The organism is Candidatus Gracilibacteria bacterium (assembly GCA_010119145.1).
Classification (GTDB): domain Bacteria; phylum Patescibacteriota; class Gracilibacteria; order BD1-5; family UBA6164; genus JAACSU01.
The window spans coordinates 43,064-67,389 of sequence record JAACSU010000007.1 but is presented as its reverse complement, the minus strand read 5'-3'; the positions used below and the strand labels follow the sequence as shown (position 1 = coordinate 67,389).

The 24,326-nt window shown below is 31.7% G+C and carries 24 protein-coding genes and 1 tRNA gene; 7 read left to right on the top strand and 18 right to left on the bottom strand.

Features of this window, described 5'->3' with window-relative positions; translation table 25 throughout:
- The first annotated feature begins 60 nt into the window (after positions 1–60).
- The gene (locus GW846_00595; protein ID NDK09262.1) at positions 61–1,362 is read left to right on the top strand and encodes a DUF2254 domain-containing protein; all 1,302 of its coding nucleotides are present in this window, start codon (positions 61–63) and stop codon (positions 1,360–1,362) included.
- Here GW846_00595 and GW846_00590 read toward each other — a convergent pair.
- The 3 genes from GW846_00590 to GW846_00580 all read right to left on the bottom strand — a co-directional run bounded on the left by GW846_00590 (position 1,352) and on the right by GW846_00580 (position 3,133).
- Positions 1,352–2,083 (bottom strand): DUF1624 domain-containing protein, encoded by a 732-nt coding sequence (locus GW846_00590; GenBank protein ID NDK09261.1) that lies wholly within the window; start codon positions 2,081–2,083, stop codon positions 1,352–1,354. The genes GW846_00595 and GW846_00590 overlap by 11 nt on opposite strands.
- Before the next feature lie 6 nt (positions 2,084–2,089).
- Positions 2,090–2,776: a peptide-methionine (S)-S-oxide reductase MsrA gene (gene msrA, locus GW846_00585; GenBank protein NDK09260.1), complete on the bottom strand. Its 687-nt coding sequence runs from the start codon at positions 2,774–2,776 to the stop codon at positions 2,090–2,092.
- A 120-nt stretch (positions 2,777–2,896) separates the two neighbouring features.
- Entirely contained in the window at positions 2,897–3,133 is a 237-nt protein-coding gene (locus GW846_00580) for a ferredoxin (GenBank protein ID NDK09259.1), read from the bottom strand.
- A 357-nt stretch (positions 3,134–3,490) separates the two neighbouring features.
- Here GW846_00580 and ybeY point away from each other — a divergent pair, with 357 nt between their 5' ends.
- Positions 3,491–3,934, top strand: coding sequence for an rRNA maturation RNase YbeY (gene ybeY / locus GW846_00575; protein ID NDK09258.1), 444 nt, complete (start codon positions 3,491–3,493; stop codon positions 3,932–3,934).
- Here the strand turns inward: ybeY and GW846_00570 are convergent.
- The 5 genes from GW846_00570 to trxA form a co-directional block, all read right to left on the bottom strand.
- On the bottom strand, positions 3,917–4,321 hold the full coding sequence (locus GW846_00570; protein NDK09257.1) for a hypothetical protein: 405 nt from the start codon (positions 4,319–4,321) through the stop codon (positions 3,917–3,919). The two genes, ybeY and GW846_00570, sit on opposite strands and share 18 nt — an antisense overlap.
- A 63-nt stretch (positions 4,322–4,384) precedes the next feature.
- Positions 4,385–5,083 carry a hypothetical protein gene (locus GW846_00565; GenBank protein NDK09256.1) on the bottom strand — a complete coding sequence of 233 codons (699 nt, stop codon included), beginning with the start codon at positions 5,081–5,083 and terminating at the stop codon, positions 4,385–4,387.
- Between the two features lie 108 nt (positions 5,084–5,191).
- Positions 5,192–6,133 (bottom strand): hypothetical protein, encoded by a 942-nt coding sequence (locus tag GW846_00560; protein ID NDK09255.1) that lies wholly within the window; start codon positions 6,131–6,133, stop codon positions 5,192–5,194.
- 107 nt (positions 6,134–6,240) lie between these two features.
- Positions 6,241–6,429: a hypothetical protein gene (locus GW846_00555; GenBank protein ID NDK09254.1), complete on the bottom strand. Its 189-nt coding sequence runs from the start codon at positions 6,427–6,429 to the stop codon at positions 6,241–6,243.
- 291 nt (positions 6,430–6,720) lie between these two features.
- A complete protein-coding gene (gene trxA / locus GW846_00550; protein NDK09253.1) occupies positions 6,721–7,017 on the bottom strand; it encodes a thioredoxin in 297 nt (98 codons plus the stop codon).
- 153 nt (positions 7,018–7,170) lie between these two features.
- Here trxA and GW846_00545 point away from each other — a divergent pair, with 153 nt between their 5' ends.
- The 5 genes from GW846_00545 (at position 7,171) to GW846_00525 (ending at position 11,671) form a co-directional block, all read left to right on the top strand.
- On the top strand, positions 7,171–8,097 hold the full coding sequence (locus GW846_00545) for a hypothetical protein (protein NDK09252.1): 927 nt from the start codon (positions 7,171–7,173) through the stop codon (positions 8,095–8,097).
- 61 nt (positions 8,098–8,158) lie between these two features.
- Positions 8,159–9,445 (top strand): DEAD/DEAH box helicase, encoded by a 1,287-nt coding sequence (locus tag GW846_00540; protein ID NDK09251.1) that lies wholly within the window; start codon positions 8,159–8,161, stop codon positions 9,443–9,445.
- Positions 9,446–9,558: 113 nt separating this feature from the next.
- On the top strand, positions 9,559–10,293 hold the full coding sequence (locus GW846_00535) for a hypothetical protein (GenBank protein ID NDK09250.1): 735 nt from the start codon (positions 9,559–9,561) through the stop codon (positions 10,291–10,293).
- A gap of 62 nt (positions 10,294–10,355) precedes the next feature.
- On the top strand, positions 10,356–10,793 hold the full coding sequence (locus tag GW846_00530; protein ID NDK09249.1) for a hypothetical protein: 438 nt from the start codon (positions 10,356–10,358) through the stop codon (positions 10,791–10,793).
- A gap of 20 nt (positions 10,794–10,813) precedes the next feature.
- On the top strand, positions 10,814–11,671 hold the full coding sequence (locus tag GW846_00525) for a mechanosensitive ion channel (protein NDK09248.1): 858 nt from the start codon (positions 10,814–10,816) through the stop codon (positions 11,669–11,671).
- A 14-nt stretch (positions 11,672–11,685) separates the two neighbouring features.
- Here the strand turns inward: GW846_00525 and GW846_00520 are convergent, their stop codons facing one another.
- From GW846_00520 to GW846_00475, 10 genes are all read right to left on the bottom strand, one after another.
- Positions 11,686–12,519: a hypothetical protein gene (locus GW846_00520; protein NDK09247.1), complete on the bottom strand. Its 834-nt coding sequence runs from the start codon at positions 12,517–12,519 to the stop codon at positions 11,686–11,688.
- Positions 12,520–12,521: 2 nt separating this feature from the next.
- The gene (locus GW846_00515; GenBank protein NDK09246.1) at positions 12,522–12,983 is read right to left on the bottom strand and encodes a hypothetical protein; all 462 of its coding nucleotides are present in this window, start codon (positions 12,981–12,983) and stop codon (positions 12,522–12,524) included.
- A 93-nt stretch (positions 12,984–13,076) separates the two neighbouring features.
- Positions 13,077–13,700, bottom strand: coding sequence for a hypothetical protein (locus tag GW846_00510; GenBank protein NDK09245.1), 624 nt, complete (start codon positions 13,698–13,700; stop codon positions 13,077–13,079).
- A gap of 57 nt (positions 13,701–13,757) precedes the next feature.
- Entirely contained in the window at positions 13,758–14,474 is a 717-nt protein-coding gene (locus GW846_00505) for an endonuclease/exonuclease/phosphatase family protein (GenBank protein ID NDK09244.1), read from the bottom strand.
- Between the two features lie 46 nt (positions 14,475–14,520).
- Entirely contained in the window at positions 14,521–15,561 is a 1,041-nt protein-coding gene (locus GW846_00500) for an AI-2E family transporter (protein ID NDK09243.1), read from the bottom strand.
- A gap of 145 nt (positions 15,562–15,706) precedes the next feature.
- Complete coding sequence (cls, locus tag GW846_00495) at positions 15,707–17,185, bottom strand: cardiolipin synthase (protein NDK09242.1); 1,479 nt, start codon at positions 17,183–17,185, stop codon at positions 15,707–15,709.
- A gap of 203 nt (positions 17,186–17,388) precedes the next feature.
- Positions 17,389–17,464: transfer RNA gene (locus GW846_00490), tRNA-Lys, on the bottom strand.
- A gap of 53 nt (positions 17,465–17,517) precedes the next feature.
- Positions 17,518–18,405 carry a tRNA pseudouridine(55) synthase TruB gene (truB, locus tag GW846_00485; GenBank protein NDK09241.1) on the bottom strand — a complete coding sequence of 296 codons (888 nt, stop codon included), beginning with the start codon at positions 18,403–18,405 and terminating at the stop codon, positions 17,518–17,520.
- Entirely contained in the window at positions 18,387–19,061 is a 675-nt protein-coding gene (lepB, locus tag GW846_00480; GenBank protein NDK09240.1) for a signal peptidase I, read from the bottom strand. Before lepB ends, truB begins: the two co-directional genes overlap by 19 nt.
- A 105-nt stretch (positions 19,062–19,166) precedes the next feature.
- Positions 19,167–24,218: a PKD domain-containing protein gene (locus GW846_00475; GenBank protein NDK09239.1), complete on the bottom strand. Its 5,052-nt coding sequence runs from the start codon at positions 24,216–24,218 to the stop codon at positions 19,167–19,169.
- Between the last annotated feature and the right edge of the window lie 108 nt (positions 24,219–24,326).

The window sequence follows — 24,326 nt, the reverse complement described above, 5'->3', positions numbered from 1 at the left end:
AAAGTTTTTAATTATGTGATTATCACATATTATAGAAAGTAAATATTTTTAAAAAAAATTATGAAAGCTAAAATATTAGAACTTAAGGCATTTCTTTTTACCAGTTTTTGGTTTCTTCCAATACTTATCATATTTGCGTGATGAGTCCTTTCTTTTTTAACAGTGTACCTAGATTCAAGTTCTGGACTATGAATCAATATTCCCTATCTCAGTTTTTTAGAATGATCCGTTGATTCTTATAGGCAAATACTTTCTACTATTTCAAGTTCAATGATATCTCTTGCTGGGCTTGTTTTTTCAATAACACTCGTAGCTCTTACACTTGCTTCAGGTCAATTTGGGTCCAGAATTCTTAAAAACTTTATGAGTAATAGACTCAATCAAATTGTACTTGGCTCATATCTCGCTACTTTTACCTATTGCCTCCTCACACTCAGAATTATCAGAAGTGAAAATTATATAGATTTTTTTCCAGATATTTCTATATTTGTTGCTCTCATATCTGCGCTTGCAAATATTATTCTGCTTATTTTTTATATACACCATGTTGCACTGTCGATTCAGGCAGATACCTTACTCAAAGAAATATATGAAGAGCTCTCTCTCAATCTTAAAAAGTTGGAAAATAAAAAAGATTCTAAAGAAGCATCCATGGATGAAAACATAGAACTTGGGCGCTTTGAAATCAGTCTAACGAAGTATAAACATATAAGTGAAATAGTAGCTATAACCTGAGGATATATTACTCATATAGATCGTGAGAAACTCATGAGCATAGCCAGTGATGAAGATATATTATTACGAGTCCTTAAAATCTCGGGTGATTTTAGTATTCTTTGAAGTTCACTCATTCAAATATCAGCGAAAAAAATGTTGGACCCAGATATACTTCAAGCCCTGACAAATTGTATAAGTATTTCTAAAACGAGGAGTCCTTTATGAGATATCAAGTTTTCACTCCAACAACTTGTCGAAATTGCTGTGCGAGCACTGAGTCCTGGAATAAATGATCCATTTACAGCTCTCTCAAGTCTCTCTCGAATATTTTCATTTCTATGAGAACTTTCAACATATAAAATGCCAAATATTGTGCATTGGGATGACAAGAAAAATCCGCGAATCATATTTCAAGAACTTACCTATTGAGAACTTATTGAACTCTCTCTCACACAAATACGACACTACGCTAAAGAGAGCCCATTTGTACTGAAAGAGATGTCAGAAAATCTGGAACAGCTCTCTAAGCTAGATATAATTGATGATTTTGATTCTGAAATTAAAGCACATCTTCGAGCTACAAAAAAGGTACTTAGTAAATTTTCAAATGAATTTCTGTATTATGACGTCTGAGCTAAAACGTAAACTTCAGAAATACCATACTTACTGTTGCTATGAATATATATATAATTGGTTGGTGAACGATATATATAATAAGTGCATGTTTCCCTGACCAAATAAGTCCAGATTCAAATTTTGAATTTGGACTTTTCTTTTTTAAAATTTTTTCTAGATAGTTATATTTCATAGGAAATAAAGCTCCAGAATATCAGAGTAACATTACTCAGAAATATGGGAAAAATGGATAATAATCGGCTGATTTAAATCATGGATACATAAATCCTAAAGGAAATAGAAATTGAGAATCTACTACTTTTATAAAAAATACTCCATAAATAATAATGATTATTGCGAGTGGAAAAGTCCATCATTTAAGCTTTGTAATATATGGAAGAATCAAAAAACTCAGTGCAAAAAAATGTAGTATTCAAAAAACTATAAACTGACTTGGCATAAAAAAGTAGGTTCAAATACTTATGAGTAATGCAAAAAATGCCAATATTCAGCTATATTTGAAATACTTTTTATATATTGCATCTCAATACTTTCGTTCAGCTAAAAAGTAAGATATTCAGGCAATAGAAATAAATAGTAATGCTGATATTTTACCAAAATAAAACCAAAAAAAATCTGGAATAAAAGTAATATCTACTCCAAATAAATTTTGTAAGCTGTATTGAATATGAAAGATAACCATCATAACTATAGCAACTCATCTAAGTATATCAAGTCTCTCTAAACGCATAAAAATTTACTTTACAATATCATAGTGCACATCATCTCACCATATGGAACTGAGATACTCTTTTCTTCCAGAAGCGTTTGTGTAAGTATTATATCTAAGTGGACTCTTTATATAAAAATCTTGATGATAGTCCTCCGCATCGTAGAAATTTGAATACGGTATTATTGGAGTAACGAGTTCTAAATCGTATCTTCAAGATGACGAGAGTTGATTTTTTGATGCTTCAGCAGCCTCTTTTTCTTCACTCGTTTGATAAAATATAGCAGTGGTATAGGGAAATCCTCGATCAACATACTGCCCATCATTATCAGTTGGATTTACAAGTCTCCAAAATATCTTCAATAAATCTTCATAGCTTATTTTAGATGTATCATATAGTACTTTTACAGCTTCTCGATGACCTGTATTTCAAGTTCAAACTTCTTTGTATGTGGGATTGACTGTATTTCCACCTGCATATCAACTCACCACATCAATGACTCATTCATCTTTATATTTTTCAAAACCTGATTCTACACACCAAAAACATCATCCTGCAAAATATGCTTCTCAAATATTCTGAGTATTCGATAAATTTGATTCTTTGCTCTCCAAGTCATTTTGATACTTTATATAATTTGCACCGACCACTCACAAAAATCACAATATTATGACAATTGCAGCTGCAATGTAATATTTATAAGTATTTTTCATAGTATATTTTATATTAAGTATAACTATTAACGAGTATATAAACTGACTGTATGAATACTCAAAGCTTAAGAGTAAATAAAAAAATCTTCTTTTAAAAAGAAGATTTTTTTATTTCGATTATTATTCTACCCAAGAAATAGCATCTACAGGACACGCTGCAATAGCGTCATCTACTTCAAGACCTTCATAGTTCTCTCTTGATACTACTTCACTCAGTCCATCATCGTTGAGCTCAAATACATCTGGTGCAATAGCAACACACGCAGAACATCATATGCAAGTTTCATTCACATCTGGTACTGCAACATGAGCCTCTCTGAGTTTTTTCACTTGTTCTTCTGAAATAATTGCTGTCATATTTTTTTTATAATTTTACTTAAATCTCTTATGGATATTATATCCTACAAAAAAAAAAAATCAAACTCGAAAGCCTGATTCTTACATAATATTTAATTTGTATCCGTATCTATGGTCAGTCCAAGATTTTGTATTTCTTGTGAAACACTTTGTCGGAAGAGCCTTAGTCTTTCGGAAGGAGTAAACCCTCACCTAGACAGCTAGTGTAGAACACCTCCTGTTAAATTTTTTGTTGTAAGAAAAAAATTATTGGACCTGCCTCCTATAGAACAGAAATCATTGGTATTATACTCCGGCTAGACTTTATTAGCAAATTTTTTATACTCAAATTTATTATCTTTCTTACAAGTTTTTTACATGTTTTCGCTTCATATCATAGAAAAACCACAATTTTCATATTCTCAAAATACTCTTGACGAGATAGTAGAGGGTATTTCTAAGCATATTTTGACAAATCAAAATTGACTACTCAATATAATATTTTTAGACAGTTCTGGTATACAAAATTTGAACAAGACGTATAGACATATTGATAAAGCTACGGATGTTCTCAGCTTTCATTATTATGAAGATTTTTCTGGGCTTAGAGATGAGGATATTGCAGGAGAACTCATATTTTGTGAAGAAAAAATAGTTTCTCAATGAATAGAATATTGACTAGGTACAGAAAAAGAATTTTATAAACTCGTTATTCATTCCGTTTTACATATCATCGGTTTTGATCACGAACAGGACGCAGAGTATGAAGAAATGAAAAAATGGGAGGATATTATTTGGGAAGAATTATTTGAGCGCACTTAGAATTCGAGTTAAAGCATTTGAATATGAAACTTTTTCGAAATCTCTGAATTCTAAAAGTCTTTTAATTTTATTCCCTTTAATAAGACAGTAAAATTCATCTCCAAATTCAATAATTTCTAAACACTCTAAAATTTTTTTCGGAGATTCTTTCCTGAGAGATACGTCTATTTTAAAGTTTTGATGTCAAAGTTGAGAGAGAAGATCAATATTTTTTCATAAATCATGCCTTTTATTAATCTTCTCTTGGAGTTCGCTGTAGTGCTCAGTATATGTATCTCTATCATAAGATCTTTGATATACGAGGGAATCAAAATGTTCTAAAATTAATTGTTTTTCTTTATCTTTTTCAATAAAACTTTGTTGTGCTTGGTATGCTGGACTGAGCATATAGGATCAATTTAACTATAAAATAAAAGTAGATTATACTTAAATTATTTTAATGGCAAATTTCTAGTATACAATTCTAAGTTCCTTTATATTTCCTACTAATCCTGCATCTTCTAAGTTATATTTCAGCACTTTTCCCATAAAAAGAGCTAGTATTTTTTCTTCTTTTACACACATAGAAATATAATCTTGTTTTTCTAATGTAAAATCTCAAAGTTCAATTCCGGCTATAACCCCTCGAGTAATTCATTTAAAAAGAGCCTTGTTATGACCAGTTTCTCTAATAGGTGGATTAAAAAATATCTTACTTCTTTGAGCCTTGTAATCACTTCCCTTCCATATGAGATTTTCAATCATGCAGCTCACCGTAACAAGTGGAATAGAAAAATCTATATCAAAAGCATTTATATCCTCACGCATAAATCAGAGACTTTCATAATACGCTTCGAGCATTTTGATTTCTTCTGCAAGTGTTACTCAAACGATGTGAATTTTTTTATTTTCACGCAGTGCTTTCTCAAATAAACTCGTAAATATTTCAAGTTCATCTTTTGGAGAATAGACCTCAGAGTACATCGCTGGCTTTTGTGATATGTTTTGTAAAATATCAGCATTTTTTCTTGCTTCAAGTAATTCAGATATATAAATAATTTTTCTATCTGAAGAAGAAGTAATATTCTCTAAATATTCAAAGAGAAAAGTGTTATCAAACATATCTGTTTCTGGAATATTCAGGATTTTGTCTTTATAAATTTTTTTCATGCTGTACAAATATTTAATTTTCTCATATATTTCTCGCTATATTTTTCTCCATACTACAAAAAAAAGATTCTCACTCAAGTGAGAATCTTTTTTTACATAATACCAAAATTATTTTGAACAAGTATGAGTCTTCATATTATCTTTGTAAACAGTCAATTTGTTAGATTGTAGTACAAATGAATATGCTTCGTTAGTTTCTGTATTTCTTCATACATATTTTTCACCAGTTGTTGATGCAACTTTTGTTGCAACATAATTTGGAAGGAAAAAATCACCATCACTCACGTGTATTTCATCTATTTCAACATTAAATGCCATATCATCTATGATATAATCAGCTGCGTATACGTTAAAAGTAGTTTCACCGTCTTCACACGTATAAGTAATAGGGGCAACATTTCCAATTTTAGGAAGTGTTTGAGAATCTGATTTAGAAAGAACTAATTCATATCGTAAATATCGTAGCATAGTATAGATTGATGTTACATCATCAGGGAGAGCAACATCTTGAGGATTATTCATAATAATATCTCACACTTTTGTATCTATAAATTCTAGTATTCTATCAAGCATTATATCTCTCCCAGAAGTTGAATACGTCATTAAAAATTTGTTAATTTTTTGAATTGTAAATTCAACTTTTCATTTTTCAGATGGAGTTGCTCTGTCAATACGAGTATTATATTCGTTTTTATCACTTTGACTCCAAGAAATTATTTCATCTGAAATATAACTATTACATTTCCATGTTGGAGTAAAATTTTCTGGATATCCAATCTTTGTCCCAGCAAATACTTTTCCTTCTTTCATCATAAATGTATTTACTCAGTCGCTCGCGCTCTCACAAATATGACCCTCAGATCTTTCAAAAGATTCTTGAGTATTGTATTCCTGATACGAAATTGGAGCAATTTGAGTTGACATAATCATTATGTCATTTTCTCAAGTGGAAGAGGGGTTTGGATTACTTGGATCATATATTGCATAACTCGATATACTGGAAGCTGCAAGGAGCGAAGCTATAATTGCAGACGTAACAACAGTTTTCATAAAATTAATAATCAAAAAATAAGATAACATGTATTACAACGAATGATTCAAAAAAAAGTGACAAAAAAATAGATTTTTATAAAAAATCTATTTAGTTCGTATGAAAATTATTTCGTGAGAAGAGTGACTTCAAGCATTCCTAACTCATTTTGACTCACATACGATTCAAAATCGTTAGATTCAGAAGATAATTCAACTTCTTGGATAAATTTGTCTTCTGCATTTGCTGATAAATAATTCATTCCAAGTGTAAGGAGAAAAAATGTAATGCAAAGAGTAATTATTTTGTGAGTCATAATGTTAAAATTAGATATATAATATTAGATTATTTAAATTTTTATCTTTCAAGAAAAAGAATTTGTTTTCTTTTTTCTGACATATTTTGCATATGGTTCTCAACTGAGAAAAATATTGCAGCTGCGAGAATGAGTAAGATATATAACATAGGGAGTTATTTAAAATTTAATACTCATACATAATACTGAGCAATTGCAAGAGATTTGTATAAGAAAACACTTCATTTCTTTTTGGCATCATAAAAGGCCCCTTAAGGGGCCTGTATTGAATATATTAAATATTTTTATGTTTTATGAGTGTTTTTTCACAATTGTTTGAAGTTGTTCAAGACTCTGTCCACCTATAATTTGTTCAACTGCTTTTCCATCTTTGAAAAGAATAAAAGTTGGGATACTCATCACTCTAAACTGAGCAGCGAGTTCTTGTTGCTCGTCCACATTTATCTTTCAAACCTTTGTTCCAGATTTTTCAAGTTCAGCAAGTGTTGGCATCATAGCTTGACAAGGACCACACCATTCAGCCCAGAAATCAAGTAAAATCATATCTTTAGAAGTTTCTGCTTCAAAATTGTCTTTTGTAATTTCCATATTTCCTATTTATAAATTAATAAGTTCATTATATTTTAGAAAGGTAAGAAAATCAAAAGAATTTATTCATTAAAGTTCAAATACTTTATATTATATTTTTTGACAAATAATAATATTATTTTATATTAAAATAATATTATTCAAAATATAACTATGAACAAACAAAATCATATTTCTCCCTCATATGACCAAAATATACTGAGAAAAAGTCTCATAAAAAGTTGAATGGATGTAACAATGATTGAGCTCATTGTAAAACGATTTGAAGAATGAGAAGAAAAAGATTACCTCAGAGAATTCCAGGGGGCTCTTTCTTATTGGGCAGAAATACTTCAAGACACAAAACAAAGAGTGATTGTTACACTTGATGGACGTGATACTGCTGGAAAAGGAAGTAATATTAAGAAAGTAAACGAACAGCTTAATAATAGAAAATTTTGAGTAACAGCATTTGAATGAATTCCGACTCCAGAAGAAAGAAAATGAGAAAATTGGTTTAAAAAATTTTCTTCTTCATTTCCTAAAAAATGAAGTATCCAATTTTATGATAGATCTTGGTATAATAGAGCTTGAGTTGAGGCTGCAATGGGTTTTTGTACACAAGAAGAATATGATTGGTTTATGCAATATGTGAATAATTTTGAAGCAGGTATTGTAGATGAATGATTTGATTTTCTGAAAATATATCTTTCCATTTGAAAAAAAGTTCAAAAAGAAAGACTAAAGGCTCGTGAATGAGTGAGAAAAAGATGGAAGTCATCACCTGTTGATGCAGAAGCGCAAGAAAAATGGTGACAATATACACTTGCCAAACATCAAATTTTAGAACATACTGATTCTGCTCATGCACCATGGATAATAATCGATTCGACTGAGAGATTCCTCTCTGCATGAGAAATAATAAAAGCAATAATTGGTACGCGAGATGATGTAAGAAAAACCATCTCCAAAGAGCTCTCTTTAGATCTAAGTCCAGATAACAATATTGTACGAACAGGCAAGCAAGAACTAGACCGAATGAAAGAATTATGACAAATTCCGACATGAAAAACATTTAAATTTAAAGAAGTGTTGGTATAAAATTTGTTTCTGAGCAATTAGCAATATACTCCTATAAAAATTTCTCAACCAACAATCAGATATGACATTCGAAAAACTGTGACTTATTCCCCCTTTGACAAAAGCCCTTGATAAACAGGTTTTCAAAATCCCAACTCCAGTTCAAGAGGCTGTGATTCCACCTGCCATTCATGGGCACGATATTTTAGCAAGTGCTCAAACGTGAAGTGGAAAAACGCTCGCCTTTGCTCTCCCTATGCTTCAACGCTTATATATAGCACGAGAAGCTCGTAATCTACCTGATGGACCGATTAAAAGAAAGATTGAAGCTCTGATCATTGCTCCAACTCGAGAACTTGCTGGTCAAATTTGAGATAGTATCAAAGATTTTTGTACTAATACCAATATGAAATCAACCGTTATATTTGGTGGAGTAAACGATTTTCATCAAATTAAAGCAATTGAAAAATGAGTAGATATTCTCATTGCTACCCCATGAAGACTGGAAGACCTTATCAGTCAATCTAAAGTAAAACTCTCTTACGTAGAAATATTGGTAATAGATGAAGCTGATAGAATGCTCGATCTATGATTTCTCTGAGACATCAAAAAAATACTCAAGAGAGTTCCATCTAAAAGACAAACACTCTTCTTTTCAGCAACCTTGCCCAAGGCTACTCGAGAACTTGCCTGAGAACTATTACTAGATCCAAAGAGATTTCACATTGAAGCTCAGACTCCAACTGTTACGAAAGTAGAACAACAAGTATACATGGCAAAAGCGAGTCACCGACAAAAAATAATCCAACAAATCGTAAAAAGAAAAGATCTTAAATCTATTATCATATTTGTTCGCTCACGAGATGATATAGATTATGTAGAAAAATTTGTAAAACTTGCTGGAGTAAAATGTGAAAGTATTTCAAAAAACAAGTCCCAAAATGGAAGAAAAAGTGCTCTTCTTGCGCTTAAAAATTGAGATATAAAAGTTCTCGTTGCTACTGATATCGCTTCAAGAGGACTCGATGTTGCAGAGCTCTCATGTGTCGTAAATTATAATATCCCTGCAGAACCAGAAACCTATGTTCATAGAATCGGACGAACTGCAAGAGCTTGAAAATCAGGTCTGGCTATATCTATATGTATCGAACAAGAAAAACCGTATCTGGATGCAGTAGAAAAACATATCTGACAAAATATCAAAGTGATAATTGATGATTCTTTTCATGACCAAGTGATTAAACATAATGGACCAAAACTCTCAGCGAAGGCTAAAAAATATGCTCCACCAAAATCAAAGGCAGAACTTAAAAAAACGGGTTCTTATGGAAAACTCTACATCCGACCAGAAAGAAAAAAACCTCGATAGTCGAGGTTTTTTTTAAATAACTTTTCTGTAACAAGAAAAAATACAATAATAATTTTTATAATTCTATGACTTATATATACTTATAATATTAATTTATAACATTCGTGTGTCATATGGATAAATATATCGGAATACTGAAAGCTATTTGAGTGGGAGAACATGGAGCAAAGATTTATCTTTTATTGCTTGAGCAAGGAGAAAAAAGCATCGCAGATATAACAAAACTTCTAGATATGCATCGAGTAGAGATCTATAGGCAACTTCCCTATCTATTAGAATCAGGTCTCGTACTTGAAGTAAATCGTGGGAAAAGAAAAAACTATATAGCAGCTCATCCACACACTATTCAAGATATTCATAGTGCTCAAAACGCTGAGCAAGAATCGAATATAGAAAAACTCGTTGAACAATTTTCTACTCAGGACAACAAACCAAGAGTGATATATAGAGAATGAAAAAAATGAGTTGCTGCTGTATTTTCTGATATAGTACATACTCTTGAGGCTTGAGAAGTATTTTATAGAGTAAGTTCTGAAAAAGACGTCGCTATTGCAAGTTCATATCTCCCAAAAGATTATCGTAGTAAAAGAGACGCAAAACAACTTGAGAGATATGTTATCATGTCAGATTCGGGAGCAAAGCAAAAACTTCCACGTCTTGAGAGAGAGCTCATCACTATTCCACCAGAATTTGACGACTTCGCAGATAATGTATCACTTACATTATATGGAAACAAAATAGCATATATCGATTTCACTACTGAAACTAGTATCATCATCGAACACAAAGCCCTTGCAGATTTTCACCAAAAAATGTTTCGAATGTTGTATGTAAGTTTACGAAATTAAAAATTAGCTCTTTTATATAAATCATGTTAAAGTAGAAGTAATATTTTCATAAATAAATAGTAATGAACAAAACTCCAGAGAATCAAAATTCAAGTGAAACATTATTGACCAATCAAGTTGCCAGAACTGCGGTTCAAATACTTTCAAATTTACTACTTATCAGAGGAGTTTCAGAAGAAAAGTACGAGTTAATATCAGGACATCTCTCTGATGATCAAATAGAAGTACTCTGAGAAGATATACTAGCTTCTGAAAAAATGACTACTGATAAAATTATGCTTGTGGCTTTTGATATGACCGTTGAAGAAATAAATCTTTACACTCCAAAAGTTATAGAAAGCTCAAGTGATGTTGAGCTTTCTAGACTCTGTGGGTTAGGTCAACAAGTGCAAAATAGGGATTCTAATGGAAAATTAAGTGAAATTACTCTCTGAAAAATGTGACCATTTTCTAATGATTTTTTAAGAAATGAGACAAAATTACAGGAAAGACAATTTTAATTTAATAAAATATCAAATACATGAATTTTAGTTTAGAAGGTTTTGATTATACCGATATTAATTCATACTATGAACTCCTTATTGGTGCATCTCTCTCAATTCTTCCAAAAATAATCTGAGCTATTCTCGTATTTTGGATAGGATTTAAAGTAGCACACGGAATATCACAGTGACTCAGAAAAATATTTAATAATCAAGGTTTTGATCCTACAGTAGAAAATTTTCTCGTAAATTTATTGAGGTATATACTGAGAGCCTTGGTTATACTTGCGGTCATTTGAATACTCTGAGTACAAACTTCAAGTTTTGTCGCTCTAATTGCTGCTGCTGGTTTTGCTCTTGGTTGAGCTCTATCTGGAACGCTAGGTCATTTTGCAAGTTGAATCGTTATACTCATATTTCGACCTTACAAAATTTGAGATATTGTAGAAATAGATAATTATACTGGGAGTGTTATTGACATAACGGTATTTAGCACAAAATTACAAACCGTTGATACTCGAATTATAATAATCCCAAACAATGACGCTATTTGATGAAGTATTGTAAATTACTCTCTCACAGAAGAACGACAAATAGATATGGATATTTGAATAGCCTATACAGACAACATTGATACAGGGAGAAAGGTACTCACTGAAATAGCACATAGTAATATGAAGTGTATTATTGACGAAGGAACACATCCTGTAAAGGTTGTTGTGAAAGAGCTCTGAGATAATGCAGTAATAGTTGCTCTCAGAGTATGGTGTAAAACCGAAGATTACTTTGCAGTATCCTTTGAATTGCGAGAGACTATTAAAAAAGAGTTTGATCAAAATAATCTACACTTTCCATTTCCTCAGAGTGATGTACATATGTATCAAGAAAAGAGTTAATATTATAAATAATATTATTCTTGTTTCTCAATATATTTTTTTTGCTTTCTCTTTTCTAAAAATACATAAAACCTCAGTACAAATACTAATACTGGCAATAATATATAAAACCAATCAATTCGAGCTAGAAACCATACATGTAGTACGGTAAAAATATATGCTGGATAGACGAGTTTATGAAGTAATTTCCAAGTTTTTCAACCAATTAACTTCATAGAAATATTATTAGATGTTATTCCTAATAAAACAATTATAAGTCCTCAAATAGCCCCACTCCAAATGACTGGATATCAAATTTGACCTCTAAAATATATAAAATAATCAACAAAACCATCACCATTTGGATAATGACTTTGGAAAAAATCTATAAAATGTCTCAGAAAAATAACAAAAACGAGTATTCAAAGGATTTTTCTAAATTTTATTAAATACTGTTTCACTTGTATATTTGAAACGAAATATACAAGTGGAGATATAAATAATCAAAGAGATAAAAATAAAAATCACAGATTTCCAGATAACTGAGTTTCACTGACTCATACTCTGGACCCCGCTTCAAAAGAACGTAGGATATATTCTTGAGAAATAAAAAAACCAAGAATCATGAAAATATAAATATATACTAAACTTGAACTCGTGTATATAAGTTCTCTTTGCAGAGCACTGTTTTTGAAGAGAAATATTTTTGCTAGTATCCAAGTAGCAACTACTATAATAAAATTAGCTACAAACAGTATAAACATAGGACTTACCCAAACTTGTTGATACACCACAATTATTTCAATGAATAAAAAAATTGTTAATACCCAAGCGTAAAATAAACTTAAAAATATTTTTAAAACCTTCATAATTATTGAAACTTTATTTCTACAGTATCATTTTCATTCAAAATATAGTTTCTATACTCTGTATTTTCAACACCATTGACCAACACGCTTAATTTTCAAGGATTATCTGATCATTCACACCTCGTTCCATTTTGATATTCTCAAATTTGATTTTCATTAAAGGTAATATTTGCAGCATCAAAATATCCTCCAAGTGTTTCATTTCTATTTTCCATATCGACAATTCACTCAACGTGGATTTGATCATCATCATGTCCGTGTAGTATTCCATGTTGCCCACTATCAGGGATCATTTTAGTATCTCAACATAAGTTATAACTCAGTGGAAGATGCCAGTGAACTTGTTTAGAATCACCACTCACTGGTTCCCTAAAAACTATCATCAGTATTATCCATATAATTGGAATAATCACGAGAGCTAAAAGTATTCAATAATCTTTTATAAACGTGATATATTTTTTCATTTGTTGTATTTATTGATTAAATTATCATAACTTTGTTGCAAATTTTGTAACACACTACACTTTTAGTGTAATAGCAAAGTAAGAGCTAATAGATTAATAATGTTCTACAACATTTGCTCTTTTAAATGAACGAGTGAGTTTCCCAACCCAATTCATTTTTCAGATTTTTAAATATGAATATATATAAATATTTGTAACAAGTGCTGCTAGTGATTCTATAATTATATCATTCATAGTATCCGTCACTCAATTTCCCTGGTCTGTTCTCTGCATATTTCCATCCATAAATGTATCATAGGAATATTCATATATTTCCCAAAGTGCTCAAAAAGCCATAGAAAAACAAAACGAAAAAAGGCAGATGAGTAATACATCATTTGAGACTCATCGTTTATCAGATAAATACTGAATAAGGAGATATCATAGAAAGGCAAATGCACCACCGTAAATAGCATGTAACAGGTCATCCCACCAGAGATATTTTTCATAAAAATTAAAATAGCTTCAAAGTACGAGTGTTAAAATAATAAATATTACAAACATAAATGACATTACAGCAGGTATTTTTATTTGTAGGTATCTCTCAAAAATCAGTACGAGTCCTAGTCATGCTGAAATTGCTATAAGGGATACTGAACTTAAAAATACCCCCAATATTGCACTGAGAACAAAAAATGTGATTTTAGAAAATTGAATCCGTGTGAAAATTGGAACCATAATTTTAGTGCTAAAAAATATATAGAGCGATTATAATGAGCTTAGGAAATATAAAAATTATTTATTTTTATCATTTATATCAATCTCTCAAACAACCGCTAAATGATCAGAAAATATATCTGAAATAACTCTCGTTTTTATATCAATATATTTTGAAACTAAAAATATATCAACATGAAGTTTGGGTTTATGAGATGGAAATGTTGCAGAATTTTTGGATATTTTTAATTGAGCTATTTCACTTAACTCTGTCAGTTCTCTATATCCAGAAAATATATTAAAGTCTCAACAAACGATATTATTTTCACTTGGATTAATCATACGAGCTAGTTCTAAAAATTGTTTTTTACGAATATATTTCCTCAAAGAAAAATGTCAGAAATATAAAAAACTATTATTTCAAAGATGTAATTTATAGATAAGTTTTTTATTCCCATGAGAGAGATATTTATATTCAATTTTATAATCTTCTTTTGAAAGAACAGCATTGAATCGATGATGTCAGAGTATGTATTTTCAGAGTTTATCTTTTGGATCATACTTGAGCCATCCATCAATTTTATAAGGTATGTTTAAAAACACATTTGATTGAATCTGAGTTTTTTTTACTTCACACACACACACTATATCAGGATTATGCTGTGCAATAATATCTCAAAATTTATTGAGTGATATTTCCACTTTTTTTCGTGAGTGCATATAGTTCCAAATATAGTTTCTATATTTTCCATCTCAGGCTGATCAATATCAAAAATTAGAAAGCAGAATTTTCATGAGTGCACTCGATTTTAAATTTAAAAATTGTGATTTATATATTATATTAGAACACTGATTTTTTAATAGATGCTTTATATATGTCTCACAGTGCAATACTAAAAGCTATAATAGTAGGACCAATGATAAAACCAGATATTCAGAAGAATGCGATTCATCATAGCGTTGAAATCAAAACCAATATTTCATGCATCCCTACATCTTTTCACACAAGTCTTGGTCGTAACAGGTTATCAATATTTCAAACTATTACTCCACAATAGAGTCAGAGAACTCAGGCAGTAACATAATCTCATGTAAGAGCTAAATATAAACATACGGGGATCCAAACAATTGGAGCTCATGCCATTGGTATTGCTGAGAGTAAAATCATGATTACTCACCAAAACACAGCTCCAGGGATTCCTGCAATAAAGAATCAGATTCCAGCCAGTGTCCCCTGAATGATACCAATAATAAATGTTCATTTAAGCGTTGCAAACGTCGTTTTCTTAAGAGTATCTATAATACAATGTGTATCTTTTGTTTTTAGTGGAATATAAGAAATGAGATACTCCATCATATATTTTCAGTCTTTTAAAAAGAAATATATACAATAAAAAAATATAAAAATTTTTAGTACCGCACTCAGGGTCATAGATCCAAGTGAGCCAATTCATCACAGTACTACTCATCAAATTTTTCCTATACTTTCACTGAGTTTCCCAATAATATCATAGCTCGTAAGGTATTGGAGTCATTGTTGTAACATGAGTGGAGTTTCCTCTGGATTTTCAACATAGTATTCAACTCCAGTACGGATATTTTTTCAAACAAGTATTGCTTCCTCAGCAGCAATTGAGATAAGTAATATACTCGGAGCAAGGATAGCAATTATAAAAAATAATATAGTGAGTCCTGATGCCATAGATGGACTCGATTTATATGTATGTCTCAGTATATAATTATAAACCGGACGGAGTAAATTAGCAACTATGATAGCTATAATTATAGAAATAATATAGGGTTGAAGTACGAAAAATGATAATATAAGTGAAAGAGTGAAAAAAATGACTATATAGGGATTTCTTTGCTGTAATAAATTCATAAAAAATATTTAATATATATGGATAAGTATATTAAAAAACACTTCTATTGCTAGAAGTGTTACATTTTTTTCAAATGGTATAATTTTAAAAAATTATGAGAAGTAAAACAATTAGTATAAACTCTTTTTAATTTAATAAACAATATTATAAAACAGCCGAAAATAATCGTGCTATTTTCTGAGAAAATATATGCCAATGAGATTGGTTTCCCCAATCTTTTTTATCTATTTTATGAGAATCATGTATATCTTTATGAAATATATCAGTCATTTCCTGAGATACATTTTCATCATACATGGTCACAATATTTTCAAAATTGAGATCAAAACTCCGTATATCTAAGTTTGCCGTTCATAATAATGATACTTTTTGATCTATTACCATAGTCTTGGAGTGAATAATTCATTTGGTGTATTGATATATTTCAACACCCGCAGTCAAAAGCTCGTTGTAGTATGACTGTCCTGCCCTATCTACAAACTTGCTATCAGATTTTTCAGGTACAACTATCTTAACCTGTACTCAGCTATGAGCAGCAATAATCAGTGCCGTTAATAACTCTTGATTAGGAATAAAATAAGGAGTCGTGATATAAATACTCTCCTTTGCGCTTGAAATAAGAGATAAAAACACATGTAGGATGGTAGGAGTTTTGGAATCTGGACCACTTTGAGCCATTTGAATAATAGTATTTCCGTATTTCTTTTCCTCGCTAATTTTAAAGTACTGATCCAATACTTCGAGTTTTTGCTCTGCACAATAGTTCCAGTCACTTAAAAAAATATATTGCAAGTGATGTACTGCTCATCATTCAATTTTTAGATGCAAATCTCTCCAGTAACAACTACTTGGATATTTTGGATTATTTATATAATCGTTTGAAACATTGAGTCCCCCAGTAAATCCAATACTTCCATCTATAATTATTATTTTTCTATGATTACGAAAGTTTAGTTTTGTAGCAAAAGAAAATATATTCATTTTCTGAAATGCATGTATTTCAGCTCCTGCATCTTTTAATTCTTGAATGATCGAATCATCTTTAAAATTTGTCCCAATGTTATCATAAATAAATCTAATTTTTACTCACTCTTTTGCTTTTATGAGTAGGATTCAAAGAATTTCTTTTCAGAGCGTATCATCCTTGACTGTATAGTACATGATATGTATATGAAACTGAGCTTTGAGTAATGCTTCTTTAATTGATGGAAAGGTTTCTTCTCAATTTTCTAAAATTGTTACATTATTATTATTGGTTAATGCAGCATGAATTTCATGAAGAGATAGTTGAATAGTTTTTTTATATGAAAAAAGTTGGTTCTCATTTTCTTCAAACACCTTGTTTGATTTTTCGAGTATTTGTAATTCGATTTCTTTCTGGGTAGAATTAGCTTGTACAATTTTTTTAGTGTACATCAGTCTTTTTCTATGATTTACTCAAAGAGTATAATAAAAAATTACTCCAATGAGAGGAAATGCAAAGAGTAACAACAAGTATCAAAGTGTTTGAGTTGAGTTATTAGAATCGTAGAGAACTCTCATTGCAGCATTTATAACCAGAATGGTGAGTATTCCTATTAGTACGATTGTTACAATGCTTACATCGTTGATATATCAGAACATTTATTTCTTTATTTAATATTATGAACTTTTAATTTACATATTTGAGTAAATTACTACCACTAGTTATATTCTATCTTTTTTTTAAAAAATTCACCTTTTTAATAAAATCATTTATATTTATTCTTATTCTTACTTTTATCAACACAATAAAGAAGCCTGGCTAAGAGTGCTATCTTAGTCAGGCCTTTATTTCGTTTTGTAAATGGTGAGGCATCCGGGGCTCGAACCCAGGACCTTATCCTTAAAAGGGATCTGCTCTACCAACTGAGCTAATGCCTCATTTTCAAAACGCTCGGGTATTGTATAAAAAAAAGGGGAAAGCGCAAATATTTTTATGTAATTCTTTTTTTAGGATGCAATACTCCGTCTTTATATTCTACGACATATCGAATTATCCCATTCTTTTGTAGAAATATATCCCTATGTATGGGAAAATCGTATTCTCCACGCACTCTCTGTCCGTCCTGTAGTCTCTTATACACTACTTCATCCTCAAAGGTATAAATAGTATCCGGGAAGACTTTGGCAACACTGATAGTATCATCAAAACTCACTGAGTGCAAGTCTTGTAAGAAATCTTGTGTAAGATGTCAGACTGTAAGTCTGCGAAGCTCTGCAATGTATCCTCATGTTCACAGTTTTTCTCATAAATCTGCAGCGAGTGTTCTGATATACGTTCACGCTGTCACCTTGACCTCAAGCATGAGTTCTGGATACTGAAAAGATTGTATAGAAGTATAAATAATAGTCGCTTCACGTGACTTCATTTCTATTTCTTCACCTGCTAAAACTCGATCAAGAGCACGCTTACCATTTATTTTAAGAGCTGAGTATTTTGGTGGTATTTGTATAATGGTTCATGAAAAATGGTCTGCAAGTATTTTTTCTATTTTTGATTGTGTTATTTCATTTTTACATGTATTTTTTAGTTCGTCTGAAATATAATGAATCTCAGTATCTCTATCTAAAGAAGCTGAAGTTCCATCAAGCATAATAGTAGCTGCGTAGGTTTTTGAGTCTTTTTCAATATAAGAAATAAGTTTGGTATAATTACCCGTTGCTACGAGCAATCCTCCAGTTGCAAGTGGGTCGAGAGTACCGGTGTGTCCAATTTTTTTAATTCATAAAATCCTTCGCATATCACGAAGGACATCAAAACTGGTCATACCAGTCGGTTTATCTATGAAGAAAAATGCGTCCATTAATATTTGTGAGTTCATCAGTTATCAAAAAATCTTGGATGAGTATCAATTCAAAGATCAGGTTGCGTAAATGAGAAACTGCTGAAGTTAAAATATCCTAGATCTAAAAGCACTCTTCCAGTTATTTTTTTGGGAGTGATGTAGTTTTCACCAATGGAACAACTTTGAAAACACGTACGTCCGTCAGTTGAGTGATTTCTGTTATCTCCCATAACAAAATATTGACCATCTGGAACTTCGTAGATGTATTCTCATCTATCTCATCTCACAGTTGTATCTTTATTATTTTCTTCTGAAAGATATGCTCCCTCATTTATTTCATCAAATTCATTAGAAACCTGATTTAAGAGATACACTCTTCCGTTCTCAATTTTGAGAGTCTCTCCAGGAAGTCCAATAACACGTTTAATAAAGTATTTACGGTCTTCACTTACTTCTGGAGTAAATATAACCACGTCTCATCTTTCAACTTGTCTTGCTTGTCAGAGAAGTGGAATATCTAGATATGAAAGTCTATCTACAATAATAAACTCTTTATCATAATATGTTTCGTACATAGACTGCCCATTTATCTGAAATGGCATGACTAAAAAGCTCCTGATAAAAAGTACTATAACGAGTATAATAATAATATCTTTGAGGAAATCGAGTGCTTCGTTTTTAAATTGAGTCACAGGAGTGTGGTCAAGGTATAATATGACCCCTATTATAGGGGCAAGTAGGAAATATCAAAAAGATATCAAAAAAAATACTCTCATATTTCAGAGAGTATTTTTAAACTATTTTGAGTCATCTGACTTGAGCCAATCTGGTATTTTCATTCCGTCATCCCATAGCTCTTCTGACTTTTGAGTATCATCTTTTGAACTAGTATCTTTTGGTGCTCCGTCAGACTTTTTTATAGGAGTATCCGTCTTTTTAGGAGTTTCTGACTTTTTAGGAGTCTTTTTTAGTGCTTGTTCTGCTTTAGCTTCGATAGTCTTTGTATCATCTATCACATCTTCGTTTGTATCAAAGCTTGATTTCAACCAATCTGGCACCGATACATCAGATTCTAATGTAGATATTGTTGGCTCCGGTTCAGCATTTTTTGATGGAGCATCGTCTTCTATATTTTTAGAGACTGAATCACTCGAAACATTATGAGAGACTTCTCATTTGAGCTTACGTTCAAGTATACCATCATTTTTAGTATCAGAAACTGATGATTTTTTCGTGTCAGTTTTTTTGGAATCAGTTTGAGTATCTGAGCTCTCTTCAGTATCAAAACTTCCTTTCAACCAATCTGGTACTTGTGTATTACTCTCTAATTTTGTCTCTTTCTCTATATCAAATGAGTCTGCAGTCAAAGCATTATTTTGCTTTGACTCTTTAGGACTAAGAGTCTGAGTATTTGTATCAGTTTTTGCTTGAGATTGAGGAGCTGTAACACCTGATTGTTCTGGTTTCTTTGGTGTTGTGGATTGTTTTGATGGAGAAGTATCTGTTGCAGTAAAACTTCATTTCAGCCAATCTGGGACCTGTTCTTCTTCAGCTGTTTTTTGCACTGGTGGAGTTTTTGGTGTATCAGTAGATTCTTTTGTTTCTTTTTTCGGGCTTGCTTTGCTCTCTTGTTTTGTATCAGCAAGAGGATCTTCTTTTTTATTTGAAAATACATCAGATTTTGTTTCATCAGATTGAGATGAATCTCATAGGAGTTCTGATAGAATATCATCACGCTCTTCACTAGATGTAATATTTCAAGATTTTTTAGAACCTCCTGATGTTATTTTTGTAACATATCAAGAGAAACTTAAACTCTTGTCTTTATTAAATATTTTGTAAAATATAAATATTCAGAGAACCAGTACTATAAATACGAGTATAATATATCCTATAACTTTGAGTATCGTAAGCAAAACTCATAGAACTCACGAACTTGAACTCTCTCCTGTTGGTGTTTGATCGATAATTTCTTGTTTTTCAGAATCAGGAATCTCCCCGATATCACCGTACACAAGCATAGCAAGTACCGCTTTGAAATCGAGCTTTTGTTCATTAGAAAGTAGGTCGCTCGTCCCGATAACATCAAGTATTTCGCTTCACATTATTTTATTTGCTTCTACATCACTCGAAGCTTTAATAGCATCCAGTTTAGCTATGAGACTTTCATAACAGGTTCATGATTCTGTAGGACACACTATTTCTTTTGGTATAAGATTTACGAGTGCTTGATAGGTAATCTGATTGTTACTCTGGTCATCCTGTCCCTCTACGAGCAGAGATTCGAGTAATGTTATAATCTCATTTTCATTTGGAAGATTTAATTCAAATATATAATCCTCAAAATCTAGAATTGTTCGAGTTTTTTCTGTACTGTCGTTCCAATTTTCTTGAAGTTTTTGAATATAACTCAGTGATTTTAATCTCTGTTGTTGCGGAAGAACCATGAGAAGCTCTTTGAGAGATTCTATTTTTTCCTTTTCTGATTCAGTGACATCTTCGAAGATAATCATATCTGGATCAATGTTTTGCTCTTCGATATATTCTTTAATAATCGTGATATCTTGCGATCCTAGGATTGCACCACTTTCATCAGTAATATATGCTCGAACAACTTGTGTTTTGTATGGGCTCATTGGTATTTCTACTACTGAACCAGAAACATAACTCGAAGTCCCCTTGTTGTTTTCATCATCATCAGCACCACCATTGAGATCACTGTCTTGTTCTATATCATAATCAATAATGTAGTTTACAGCATCTGGAGTACTCTCACCAAGGTAGATAAATACTTTTTCTGATTGATCTTTCAGAGTAATCGTGTCATTTTTATCAAGCTCTGGAGTAGTAAATACAACCAGGCCATTTCCACGACTCTTGAGAACATTTCTAAAGTTTTTAGAAACGTCTTTTGTCACTTCCTTCACGACTGTACCCTCAGAAACTTTTAGAGTAACGCTATGAGTAGATGCTTTGTCTGTATACGTATACTCAAATGATGTTCCCGTTTTTTTCGTTCCATCTCATAGTTCCCATTGTCTATCCTCTATTTGACCAAGTGAGCTATCAAAAAATATAAATTTATTTCAAATAGATATGTACTGAAAATCTGCTACCAGTTTATTACTCACGTTCATTGTGACGTTTCTCGTACTCGAGATCCCTTTATGTTTTACTTTTACTTTTGCGTAAAACTCTCCTGATTTTTTATAACTATAATTAACTATTGGTTCCTTTGTTTGAGTATCATAAAATCCATCACCGTCAAAGTCCCAACTATATTCTGAGTTTTTAGAAATATCTTGACCTAGTATATTGCTTACTTTTGCTTTGAATGTCACTTCTTCACCTATAATAGTTGAGTTGTCATTTACACTGAGTTCGATGATAGGAGTGTTTATATTGTCACCAGTAATAGTTGTGAAATATCGTGATCCTGTGATTTCTTCTGATGTGATTCTTGCTTCATTATTATCCTTGAGGATGGCCATAAAATAATAATTTCAGGTAACCTTAGGTATAACAAAAGTCGTAGATGCTGAAATGGTAGATCTAAAATCTTGAGGACTATTATCTATATCTGTATAATAATACCAAAGATATGATTGGATTACTCCATCTGGATCAGTCGCACCATTTGCATTGACTCGAATAACGAGCGGATCTGCTTCTGGATTTTCAATTTGTATCCCCAGTGACGTAAGAGTCGGGAGTACATTTCTCACTTCTACCATCGTACTTGAACTATGACTGGCTGCATTAGCCTTGCTCTTTACTGTGAGTTTTACAGGAAAACATCAGATTTCGTCGAATCTCTGAGTGACGGTTTGAGAAGTAGAATAGGTTGTCTGTCCAATCTTCCATGAATACTCGAGTCACGTCGTTTGTCCATCAATGTTAATAGATTCACTCGCGTCAAAGAGAACATTTTGTACTCTATTAATGACATATGCTCCATCTCAGCCACAAGCATCAGCTTCATATTCTGGTTGAGAGTTCGTATCGTATTTTACATCGAGAATTGAATATGGCTCATCTGAGTCACTGACATAGACCGTTCGTTTGAAAGTATTTGTCATATTATTTTTATCTGAAACTTTGAGTGTGACATCAAAGCTCCCACTTTTTTCGTAGGTATGTGTGACATTATCAAGTGTTCCACCCTGTGATTTTCCATCACCAAAATTCCACTCAAATATTTGAGCCTCTGGTGATTCTGCTATAAATTTAATAAATCCATTTCTCGGTATAACTCGTGGAAATGCGTAAAAATCTACAGAGAGAATTGATTTGATATCAATGGTTCATTTTTTTGTAGATGTGATTCCATCTAAATCTGTGACTTCTAGATTTATAGAATGATTTCCCACACTATCAAATACATAATATCCAATCGAACCGTTGGCAACTGAATCCTCAAGTATTACCTTGTTTCCATCGATAAACCAATCATATTTTAGGTTCCCATCATCTGAAATATCTGGATCAAAACTTCTACTCGCGTCGAGATAGACACGATTAGGCTTATTACTTGCAGGTATATTTGTTTCAAACTCAGCAATAGGACTTTGAGATGTTACATATACTACTCTATTATCTTGATCGATTTCTCCACTGGATTGTCGAACTCTCAGGCTTACGTTATATCTCCCTTTATCTTTGAAGTTATAGGTAAAGAGTTTGTCAGCATTTTGAAATACTACTTTATCAGTATCAATATTGGTTATCTCCCAATTATAGGTTAAATCTCTATATCTATCACCTGATTTTGCTGCAAAGGTGAAGCTATCTCCAATAAATCAATCCTCTCTATTCACTTCTATTTTTGCTATTGGATCGTGAACCTCAATAAGAAAATATTTTTCAATAACCTTTCCTTCATTGGTTGTCATACGCAGAAAGAGCTCATAATCTCCTTGCGTAGCATATCGAACACGTTCGACTTTTGGTCCTCCAGAGTAACTCTTGGTAATTCCATTCCCAAAATCCCACTCTGTTTTTGAAAACCTCGCTCCAGCTGTTGGAAGTGAGCTTGTGGCATCTATTAATAATCCATAATCGGCAGTATCTGGATTGAACTTAAGTACATTGTTATCAGTAACCGTACTACTATTTACTTTGATAACGAGGGTCGCAACTTTTTCATTTACGAGTACTTCAGCTCTTGATCGAAATGGGAGAACATCCGTAAATCCTGAGCTATTTTTATGAGTTGAAACTACATCTAGAAATACTGTAAACTTCCCTTCATTTCTAAAGGTATAGTTGATAGAGGGACCTCGACCTATTACTATTTTTTCTCCAGCATTATCAATAAACCAGGTATAGTTTCAGTTTGAAATTTGTGTTCCAGATGGATCCTCAACTTTGGCTCTCAGTGTTGTAGAAAGTGGAGCATTTCCTGACTTAGGAGATACATCAATCGTTCCATTAATAGCATTTATTTCTACTTTTTCAAGATAATCAGCAAGTGAAGCAATGATTTCATTGTAAATAATTTCATTATTAGGAGCCTTGATTCCTTTTTGAATATCTATAAGCAGCTCTCGCTTATAATTTTGATTTTGAAGATTATCAGGAAGATATTTATAAGCAGTATCTGCAAGTTTTGCAATATTTTGCATTATTGGGACACTTAATTCATTGTTTACCAAAAAATGTTCTCTTAAATTAAAGAACTGTTCTGTTATTCTATACCTGTACTCATTATAGGTTCACAGGTCAATTGATCTGAGCGTTGTATACACTGGTTGGTCTTCTTCTATAGCAAAAGCTTGTCACAATCAGGCTTGCTGAGTGATTCAAAGAAGTAAGATTCACAGGGTAATAAAGCGTAGGATTTGTTTCATACATATCTTTTAAAAGTACTTTCTCTTTAAAGATATCATAAAAGTCAGTCTCAAGCAAAATCATAGAACCCACAAAATACAAGTACGTCTTGACAATTATTGTATTTT